Raw genomic sequence first — 8,730 nt, forward strand, 5'->3', positions numbered from 1 at the left:
TGTTGTTACATGCAGTGGCACGGCTGCGTCGTGCAGGGATTAAATTGTCGCTGTTGATGGTCGGTAACGGGCCGACAGAGTTGTCTTTGCGTGCCGAGGTGGGACAGCTTGGGCTTGACTGTGTTCATTTTGCCGGGGCGCTGGGAAGAGAGGCAGTCAGGCACAGCTATTCGCAAGCCGATGTATTTGTTCTGCCAAGTTTCGCCGAAGGGGTGCCGGTTGTATTGATGGAAGCGATGGCAAGTGGCCTGCCTTGCGTGAGCACTCGTGTCGCCGGTATTCCTGAACTCCTTATTGATAACCAAACAGGTTTACTTGTACCGCCTGGTGATGAGGACGCACTGTTTGAGGCGCTTTGGCGGCTTGCAAGCAGCCCCGATTTACGCAGTCGCTTAGGGGCACATGCACGCGCCTGGGTGCGAGAACACTATGCTTTTGAGCGTAATCTGGACCAACTGGCAGGCTGCCTGCTGGCGATAGGTCGGGAGGGAAAGCATGCTTGAACGTGTCAAGAGCTGGATGCGGGCGTGCTTGCGCCGGCAGGCGCTGGAACGAAATCAGCTGGTCTGGTTGTACCGGCGGGTTTGTCGGCCACATGGAGCCGAGTGGGCCGACTATCTGCGTATGCATGGCGGATTACACCGGATAGGGGCGCTTTGCGAGATCAATATGAACGTCACGATCACTGATCCTGCCTATGTTTGCCTGGGACGTAATGTCCATCTATCGGGTTGCACGCTATTTGGTCATGACGGTAGCGTCGGCATGGTCAATGCAGCGTTGGGACTTGAGCTTGACCGGGTTGGCAAGGTTGATATTCGGGACAATGTATTTATTGGCCATCAGGCCGTGATTTTGCCGGGTGTGACCATCGGGCCGAATGTCATTGTCGCGGCCAATGCCGTGGTTAGCTCCAGTGTACCGGCTGGCGTGGTTGTTGGTGGCGTTCCTGCACGGGTGTTGTGTACCTTGGACGAATGGGTCGATCGGGTGAAGATGGCTAACACGGACTTGCCATGGGCGGACGAATTTATGCACTGCCGTCTTGCCGGTATGCCGGAGTCCGCTGCTTTGCGGACGCAACGCGCACGCTATTTTTATGGGGAGGCGCGCCTCGATGAATGAATACCTCCTGTTCGGAGTGCAGTTTTTTGGCGCGTTAGCCGCGCTGCTGGCTTTGCCGGGCACGTTAACGCTCTGGCGCTGGACGCGTGCAGCGAGGAGAAAGCCGCACTCCGTAGTGCATGGCTTACCCCCGAGTCGGGCAAGGGTGATGGTTCTGGTGCCAGCACACAATGAAGCCGCATTATTACCACAGACGCTGCCGTCGCTGCTGGATACCGTCCGGCAAGACGGCAACAGTGAACTGGTGGTGATTGCCGACAATTGTATGGACGGCACGGCCAGGATTGCCCGCGCTCTAGGAGCCTCTGTGCTTGAACGCCACGATACCGCACATTCAGGCAAGGGTTACGCCTTGGAGTTTGCATTTGCCCATCTGTCCGGGCAGGCGGACTGGTTCTTGGTGGTTGATGCGGATACTCAGTTGGGTGAGGGGTACTTTGACGCACTAAGACAGACGCTGGCGGAGTGTCCCGCTGGCGTACAGACCCGTTATCTGCCGCAAACGGTCGAGCAGGATTGGCAGGCGCCCCTGCGTCATTGGGCCTTGCAGGGATTTAACACGCTACGCCCGCGTGCGCGTGCCCGCCTGGGTGAACCGATAGGTCTGCTTGGTAATGGCTTTGTACTATCGTCGCACACATTGTCGCAGGTGCCATACTCTGGCGGTTCGATTGCAGAGGATCTGCAGTATCAGCTGGCGCTAACCCGGGCGGGTCTGGTGTTAGCCTGGTGCGAGGAGGCCGTGCTGTACGGCGAAATGCCAAGCGGCGCAGGTGCTCGCGTGCAACGTTGCCGTTGGGAGGGGGGGCGTTTCGCGCTGCTGCGCGACGAATTTCCAGCTCTGGCCAAGGGCATGTTAGCGGGTGACCGGTGCGCGCGCTGTGCGCTCGAGGAGTTGTTGCTCTTGCCTTTGAGCCTGCATTTGTTTTTGCTGCTTGCAGGGCTGGCTGCACCGGCACCACTGAGCTGGATGGCGATGGCGGGGTTGTTGGTGCTTTGCGCTCATGCAGGCCTTGCACTACAGACGCTGCCATCTGAGTTGCGCTGGGCTGCATTGCGGGTGTTGCCACGCTATCTGGGGTGGAAACTCATGCAACTGCCAGGGATTGTTCGGCAGATGAAGCGTGGTGCAGCATGGGTGCGTTCAAGCCGTCAGTGTGAACAAGAGGCCATCCCGCAAACAGAAAGGAGCGAGCGATGAGTTTTCAACTCGAGCAAGTAGCCCTGAGCGTCCTGATCGTGGCTTACAACAACGAACCGGAAATCGCCAGTTGCATAGGCGCGGTGCGAACGGCTGCGGCCGAAGTCACCCATGAAATCCTGGTCGTCGATAATGCCAGCCACGATGGCACACTTGCCGTACTCAGAGACGAGGCTGATATTCAGCTTATCGCAAGCCCGGTCAACCTGGGCTTTGCCGCCGGCAACAATCTCGCTGCGCATCTAGCTTGCGGTCGCTACCTTGCCTTGGTCAATCCGGATGCGCGGCCTGAACCTGGTGCGCTTGCGCAGGCAGTGCACTGGATGGATGCACATCCAGAGGTTGCGCTAGCAGGGGGGCGGCTGCTTTCACCCGATGGAGTTGATCAACCATCTGCCCGCAGTTTTCCCTCTCTATTGAATGACTTGCTGGTTATCAGCGGCTTGTCCTCACGTTTTCCCCATTCGCGCTTTTTCGGTCGTGTGGACCGCAGCTGGGCGGATCCGGCTACTGCTGCCGCTGTCGACTGGGTGCCCGGTGCATTCGCAGTCGTCCGTGTGAGTGCACTGGCTGGAGAGGCACTGTTTGACGAGCGATTTTTCCTGTACTTCGAGGAGGTCGATCTTTGTCGCCGCTTACACGCCCGTGGGCAGGCTGTTTGGTATCAGCCGCAATGGCGTGCCGTGCATATTGGCGGAGTCTCCTCGCGGCGGGTGGCCGGCGCGCACTTCAATCGTCACGGCAGCCAACTTTCGTTGTGGCGCATGCGCAGCGCTTTATTGTATTACCGCAAACACCACGGTTGGTTAGGTGCGCTTGGGACATCCTGGTTTGAGCGGATATGGCATCGGCTACGGGTGTGGCGCAATGCGCTACAGCACCGTCCGGGCGGGCATGAGCGGCGGCAGGAGTCCGAGGCACTGCAGGCGCTATTGCTGCAAGCTTGGGATGATACGGCGGGTGGGCGAGCCTCGCCGCCGCGTCCATGGTAGGTGAGGAGGGCTCCATGTTCGAGTTGATTCGGGAAGACTGGCGTACCTACGGGCGAGACCCTTGGCGGCAGGGCCTGTGGGTCATGTGCGTATACCGCTTCGGGCGATGGCGTTACGGTGTACGGCCTGCGCTGCTGCGCCGCCTCTGCTCTTTGCTGTACAAGTGGCTGAAAATCACTGCACAGATACTGACCGGTATCGATCTGCCATGCGAGACGCAAGTAGGGCGTCGACTGCGCATCGACCATTTCGGTGGTGTGATTATCAGTGGCGATGTGCAGATCGGCGATGATGTGATCCTGCGTCACGGGGTAACACTGGGGCTCAAGCATGAAGGCAAGCGGGGCGCTCCCCGGCTGGGAAACCGGGTCGAAGTTGGCGCCGGGGCTGTGGTTTTGGGGGCCGTATACATCGGAGACGGTGCTGTAATCGGTGCTAATGCAGTGGTGCTGCAAGATATTCCAGCCAATGCCTTGGCTGTTGGTATTCCTGCGCGGGTGGTTGCCAGGGTTAAGGCGCGTGGCCATGACGAGGATTGAAAATTGGTTCGGTGTTCCATCTCCCATGCCGCGTTCTTTATGGCCCGAGCACGACGTGTTCACCGGTAAAGAGCGGGTCGGTGTCCTGCTGAATACGCTAGGCAAGGAGGCTATTCGTGGCCGGGCGCACATGATGGTGCTCGCGGAGGATGGAGGGTGTGAGCATGCAGAGTGCACAGGGGTGAACGACGCGGCGGCAAGTTTGCGGATCCGAGTTGCCGGTCACAGTCCGCTAATTAAGGGTGACGCATGTTTGGTGGTGTTTTGTCTGCACCAGTATATGCATGTATTCGATGGGCTAGTGTTGGCCATGCATGCACCTGCCGAGCTGGTTCTTGCGTATCCTGCTTTTGTAGTCAGAGGGGGAGGACGGGATTTTTTTCGTGTCCGCCCGCCCACACTTCTGACAGTTTGCCTGAACTTTACTGGGGGGTGTTTGTGCGGGTGGCTGGGCGATCTGGGTGAGGGCGGGCTCGCCCTGTGGGTCGACGCACAGGCTGCCGTTGATGCCGGGCCGGGTACTATGCTGGTACAAGTCCACTTGAGTGTGGCCTCGCTGGAGCTGCAGGCACCACTGGCGCGCGTTTGCAGCAAGCTTGAGAAGGACAGCAGCTGTCGGCTAAGCATTGAATTGCTTCGCATCGATAAGAATACTGTTACTCAGTTGCGCAAGCTGCTGCTGGCTTGGCAGGGAGCCTCACGCTTGGATCATGGCAGGTAGGCTGATCCGCTCCAGACGGTAGCCATAGCCGTAGACTGAGGAAAGTAGCCAACTGCCGTGACCGCTCAGTTGCAGCTTGCGGCGCAGACGGCTGATGTGCGTGTCTACGGTGCGTGTGTCCAGCTTGACATGCAGTCCCCAGACTTCTTCCATCAGGCTCATCCGTGAAAATAGCTTCTCGGGGTGCTGGAATAGATAGAGTGCCAGGTCGTATTCTTTTTGGGTTAGCTCGACTTCTTGGCCCGCATGGCGGATCACGCGTTGGCTGGTATCTATTTCGTAGTCGCCCAAATGCAGGACGAGAGGGGTTAGGCTGCGGAAATGACGCATAAGCACTTTTATGCGAACCAAGAGTTCAAGAGGTTTGATAGGCTTGACCAGGTAGTCGTCAGCGCCACTTTGCAGTGCGCCAACCACGTTGGCCTCGTCGTCGACGGCGGTGACGACCATGATGGGGACTTGCCAGCCGATATTTTCTCTTACCCATTTGATGATCATTCCGCCTGAATAGTCTGGCAGGTTCCAGTCCAGCAGCAGCAAGTCAAAGTGCGTTGACTTGAGCGCGTCAAAAAAAGCCAGACTGGTACCGAATGCGCGCGACGTATGGCCGCCGCTTTCCAAAGTCAGCGTCAGTAGTTCTGCTTGGATTGGGTCATCTTCGACAATGGCGACAAACATGGAAGTCTCCTGGCTGATATGAATGCTCTCGGTTCCGGCTATTGCATCAGCTCACCATATTTCAAGCCGGACTAGGTTGACCTGATGGGCCGGGTGCAGATAACTGACGCGATTGACCGATTTTCGGATAATGAAAACCCCAAAACCGCCATCGCTGTTGCCGCTGAAGTCCGGTTCGGGGGCCTTGTTCGGGTCGAAGCAGTCACCGATGTAGCAAAGCTCGAGAACGATTGTATGTTCATGCTGGCGTAAGCGGGCGACGAAGTCGGCATCACAGAGTTCTGCGCGGGCATGGCGGATGATGTTGGTCGCTACTTCAACCGTAGCAAGCTCCAGTGCGTCCAGTCGTGCCTCTGCGAGGCGGGCGTGTTCGCGGATCCAGCTGCGCAGCGATGCAAGCTCGCTCATCTGGCGTTTGAACTCTTGGCTTAACCAGAGAATGTCTCCTTGACGCAACAAAGCCAAAGCGGTGAAGTCATCGCTGCGCCGCAGCGACTGTTCATGCTGGTCGACCAGCTGGCGCAGCCGCTGCAGGATAATGGCTGCCGGCAAGCCTAGCCGATGCAACTCGCCGACCATCGCGATGATGGGGGGCTTACCCAGAAGCTCGTTGCGGTGGTTCCGCGCTTCGGTTACGCCATCGGAGCATTGCAGCAGTAAGTCGCCAGGTTTAAAGGGATGGTGGGTCGATGTGTACAGCTCGTCGTCGAGAATGCCTAATGGTAAATGGTTGCCGGCAAGCTCGGTGACCTTGCCGGCCATATCGAACAGCAATGCCTCAGGGTGCCCGGCGTTAATGTACTCGATCTGGTTTTGTAAGAGGTCGACGCGGACGAATGCGACCGTGATGAACGACTCCAGTCTGCGCATCTCGGGGGTGACGCGGTTATGCAGCTCGTTGATGACGCTGGTGACGCAGGGAACGTCGCCGATTGATAGCGCAGGTGCCATCAATTCAGTCATCAGACGGGTATATTGATGTTTGAATGCGGCCCCCAGCATGGCTGCTGCAACACCCTTGCCCATGACATCGCCGGTGAGAACGTCGAAGCATGCAGGCTGGATGGGGAAAAAATCGAAAAAGTCGCCATCAATGCCTTGTGAGGGCTGGGTGAAGGCTGCTATTTCGAGGCCGGGCACCCGTAAAGGCTTGCCGAACAGTAGTGACTGCTGGATCTCGTGCCCCATGCGCAGTTCGCGTTCACGTGCCTCGGCTAGAGCAGCATCCTGCTGCTTGCGCTGACTGATGTCTCGCAGGATGCCGGTAAATAGCGTGTTATCGGCTAGTTGTACGCAGGAGAGGGAGAGTTCTGCGGGGAAGTCTTCGCCGTCTCTGCGGCGAGCCATGACTTCGCGGCGCTGGCCGCCGAGATGGTGGGCGGGTTCAGAAAGAAAAGACGCCAGATAGCGTCCATGCTGGCTGGCATGGGGTTCAGGCATCAGAACGTTGACGTCAAGCCCGGTTATTTCCTGAGCGGTCCAGCCGAACATCTGTTCTGCTGCCGGGTTAAATGTCTCGATTACACCTGTGGCGTTGATGGTAATAATCGCGTCGGCGGCGGTGCTGAGTATCCCTTGCAGTATCATGCGCTGCTGCCGTATCCGCTCGGCGAGACTGGCTGTCTCGCTCAGGGCGATCTTGGCATGCTGTAGAACCTGTAGCAGATCTGCCGTTGCATCATGTACGGCAAAATCGTTTAGCGCCAGATCGTATTTTTTTAGATCACCGACTTCGGCAAGCCAGGGCGTGCCGGCAAATAATAGCGCCCGCTGCGCGGGCAGCGCGATGAATTGTCCTCGCAGTAGCAGGCCGCTGTCTGGCTGGTGCAGGACAAAAAGCATGCCTTGGTGGGCGCTCAGCTCTGCATAGCTTACCTCGACCAGTCGCGGCCGCTGAATATTGACTAGGCTTGTTAGCGAGATGCCCTCGGTAATAGCCGGCAAGATGCGGGGCAGGGAAGGCCCCCAGCCGCTAATTCTCAGCTGATCGTCGACAAAGAAATGAAAGGGCTGAAGAGCACTCAGTGCTGTCTCCGTCAGTACGACGGTGCGGCTCATATTTTCTGCCAGCTTATCAAAAACTCGTCGAAGTCGTCCTGGCAAGTTCGCGGGTGTAGCAGTGTGACCTGCGCTGACTGGCCGTACAGGGTACCGAGCCCCAACAGCAGACCGCGTACGAATGGGGTGAGTCCCGGTCGTTGCGAGAAGTAACGCAGTCGAACGCTCTGTTCTCCTGCTGCTTCGGTGATGAACTCCGGGGGCTGAAGTTCAGGGAGCATCATGCAGATGCGCGCATGGAAGTTTGGCAAATTTAGCAAGAACTGCATCATGTCATGGCCACCCGCCTCCAGTAGCCCACCATAACGTTTGCGCCCGGTTTCTAACAACCAGTGGCGGCCGAAGTCTTCCAGTACGTCATCCGACGCTCGCCCCGTTTCGGTGCAAACAGCGCTGACCAGCGCGTAAGTGACGCAGTCCGGATATGGCGTATTGGACAGAAAACCGTCTTCGCTGATACCTGCCCGCTTCAGGACGCGTCGCCATAGCTGATCGCCGGACTGGGCGCAGACCATTTCTTCTATGGCTTGGTTGACGATGCCATACATGGTGTTCCCCTTCAGTTTGCGCTCAAACCCAAGGTCAGGATGGATAGACCCGGAATCAGTTGTCTGATTACGTAACCCGCTTCGGCGATGTTGTTCTTGGGGACAAAAACGACATCTCCCTCTTCTAATGCATAGTTTACCATCTCTTTTCGTGTCAATAGCATTTCTAAGGGGGCCGCAGAGGCTGCCTGCTTGCTAGGGCGGTAGATTGCGATCTTTTCGGGGGCCGAGTCATCATTTGGCCCACCGGCTTGCGATAGCGCATCAAGTAGCGACATATCCGGGGTCAGACGGTAGGCTCCCGGCTTATGAACTGCACCCAATACGTAGACGAGAGTATCGAACGAATCGGGGATATAGACGAGATCGTTTGCTTTTAGGCGAATGTTATTGACGAGCATTCCCCGGTTCAGCAGTTTCTTTAAGTCGATCCAGATGATGCGATCGCGTCCGCGAAATACCGCGACCCGGGTCAGGGTTGCCTGTTTGTCGATTACGGGCAGGGCTCCCGCGCGTGCCAGCGTTTCCAGCAGGCTTGGAGGCCGGTCGAACTGTTGTACCCCGGGGTTTTGTACCCGGCCAAGCACAGTGACACGGTTGCCCGCATATTGCTCGACGCCGATATATACCGCCGGGTGTTTGTAAAAGCCGGCCAGGGTCGTATGAACCAGCGCCGCTGCACTCTCCCTGGTTTCTCCTGCCAGTTTCAGCGTGCCTGCCACGGGCAGGCTCAGTTGCCCATCTGGCCCCAGCGTTTGCTTGCCGGAGAGCTCTGGTCGGTTCCAGACCGTCACTTGTAGTTGGTCGCCTTCGGCCAGCCGGTAGACTTGGTCTGCGCCGCTGTCCAGTTCAGCGAGGAGTTGCGGGG

General features: G+C 57.8%; 10 protein-coding genes. 6 read left to right on the forward strand and 4 right to left on the reverse strand.

The features are described from left to right. The 6 genes from EGI20_RS14905 to EGI20_RS14930 form a co-directional block, all read left to right on the forward strand. Positions 1 to 503: glycosyltransferase (locus EGI20_RS14905; protein WP_498632413.1), on the forward strand; the 503-nt coding region annotated here is incomplete at its 5' end. Next, complete coding sequence (locus EGI20_RS14910; protein WP_498632387.1) at positions 496 to 1,125, forward strand: acyltransferase; 630 nt, start codon at positions 496 to 498, stop codon at positions 1,123 to 1,125. The genes EGI20_RS14905 and EGI20_RS14910, both read left to right, overlap by 8 nt. Further along, a complete protein-coding gene (locus EGI20_RS14915; protein WP_498632414.1) occupies positions 1,118 to 2,326 on the forward strand; it encodes a glycosyltransferase family 2 protein in 1,209 nt (402 codons plus the stop codon). The genes EGI20_RS14910 and EGI20_RS14915 overlap by 8 nt, the downstream gene beginning before the upstream one ends. Beyond that, the gene (locus tag EGI20_RS14920) at positions 2,323 to 3,318 is read left to right on the forward strand and encodes a glycosyltransferase family 2 protein (protein ID WP_498632415.1); all 996 of its coding nucleotides are present in this window, start codon (positions 2,323 to 2,325) and stop codon (positions 3,316 to 3,318) included. Before EGI20_RS14915 ends, EGI20_RS14920 begins: the two co-directional genes overlap by 4 nt. Before the next feature lie 14 nt (positions 3,319 to 3,332). Next, the gene (locus tag EGI20_RS14925; RefSeq protein WP_498632417.1) at positions 3,333 to 3,857 is read left to right on the forward strand and encodes a serine O-acetyltransferase; all 525 of its coding nucleotides are present in this window, start codon (positions 3,333 to 3,335) and stop codon (positions 3,855 to 3,857) included. After that, complete coding sequence (locus EGI20_RS14930; RefSeq protein ID WP_498632418.1) at positions 3,844 to 4,578, forward strand: PilZ domain-containing protein; 735 nt, start codon at positions 3,844 to 3,846, stop codon at positions 4,576 to 4,578. The genes EGI20_RS14925 and EGI20_RS14930 overlap by 14 nt, the downstream gene beginning before the upstream one ends. On the opposite strand, the gene EGI20_RS14935 is transcribed toward EGI20_RS14930, so the two are convergent. From EGI20_RS14935 to EGI20_RS14950, 4 genes are all read right to left on the reverse strand, one after another. Then, positions 4,555 to 5,256 carry a response regulator transcription factor gene (locus EGI20_RS14935; RefSeq protein WP_498632419.1) on the reverse strand — a complete coding sequence of 234 codons (702 nt, stop codon included), beginning with the start codon at positions 5,254 to 5,256 and terminating at the stop codon, positions 4,555 to 4,557. The genes EGI20_RS14930 and EGI20_RS14935 overlap by 24 nt on opposite strands. Positions 5,257 to 5,307: 51 nt before the next feature. After that, the gene (locus EGI20_RS14940) at positions 5,308 to 7,314 is read right to left on the reverse strand and encodes a SpoIIE family protein phosphatase (RefSeq protein ID WP_498632420.1); all 2,007 of its coding nucleotides are present in this window, start codon (positions 7,312 to 7,314) and stop codon (positions 5,308 to 5,310) included. After that, positions 7,311 to 7,862, reverse strand: coding sequence for a heme NO-binding domain-containing protein (locus tag EGI20_RS14945; protein ID WP_498632422.1), 552 nt, complete (start codon positions 7,860 to 7,862; stop codon positions 7,311 to 7,313). Before EGI20_RS14945 ends, EGI20_RS14940 begins: the two co-directional genes overlap by 4 nt. Before the next feature lie 11 nt (positions 7,863 to 7,873). Beyond that, a partial coding sequence (locus EGI20_RS14950; RefSeq protein WP_498632423.1) for an SLBB domain-containing protein occupies positions 7,874 to 8,730 on the reverse strand: 857 nt, incomplete at its 5' end.

Source organism: Aquitalea sp. S1-19 (assembly GCF_024343515.1).

Coding starts and splice junctions, on each gene's coding strand:
- EGI20_RS14945 (WP_498632422.1), bottom strand. CDS start 7,862: ATGTATGGCATCGTCAACCAAGCCATAGAAGAAATGGTCTGCGCCCAG.
- EGI20_RS14910 (WP_498632387.1), top strand. CDS start 496: ATGCTTGAACGTGTCAAGAGCTGGATGCGGGCGTGCTTGCGCCGGCAG.
- EGI20_RS14915 (WP_498632414.1), top strand. CDS start 1,118: ATGAATGAATACCTCCTGTTCGGAGTGCAGTTTTTTGGCGCGTTAGCC.
- EGI20_RS14935 (WP_498632419.1), bottom strand. CDS start 5,256: ATGTTTGTCGCCATTGTCGAAGATGACCCAATCCAAGCAGAACTACTG.
- EGI20_RS14925 (WP_498632417.1), top strand. CDS start 3,333: ATGTTCGAGTTGATTCGGGAAGACTGGCGTACCTACGGGCGAGACCCT.
- EGI20_RS14930 (WP_498632418.1), top strand. CDS start 3,844: ATGACGAGGATTGAAAATTGGTTCGGTGTTCCATCTCCCATGCCGCGT.
- EGI20_RS14920 (WP_498632415.1), top strand. CDS start 2,323: ATGAGTTTTCAACTCGAGCAAGTAGCCCTGAGCGTCCTGATCGTGGCT.
- EGI20_RS14940 (WP_498632420.1), bottom strand. CDS start 7,314: ATGAGCCGCACCGTCGTACTGACGGAGACAGCACTGAGTGCTCTTCAG.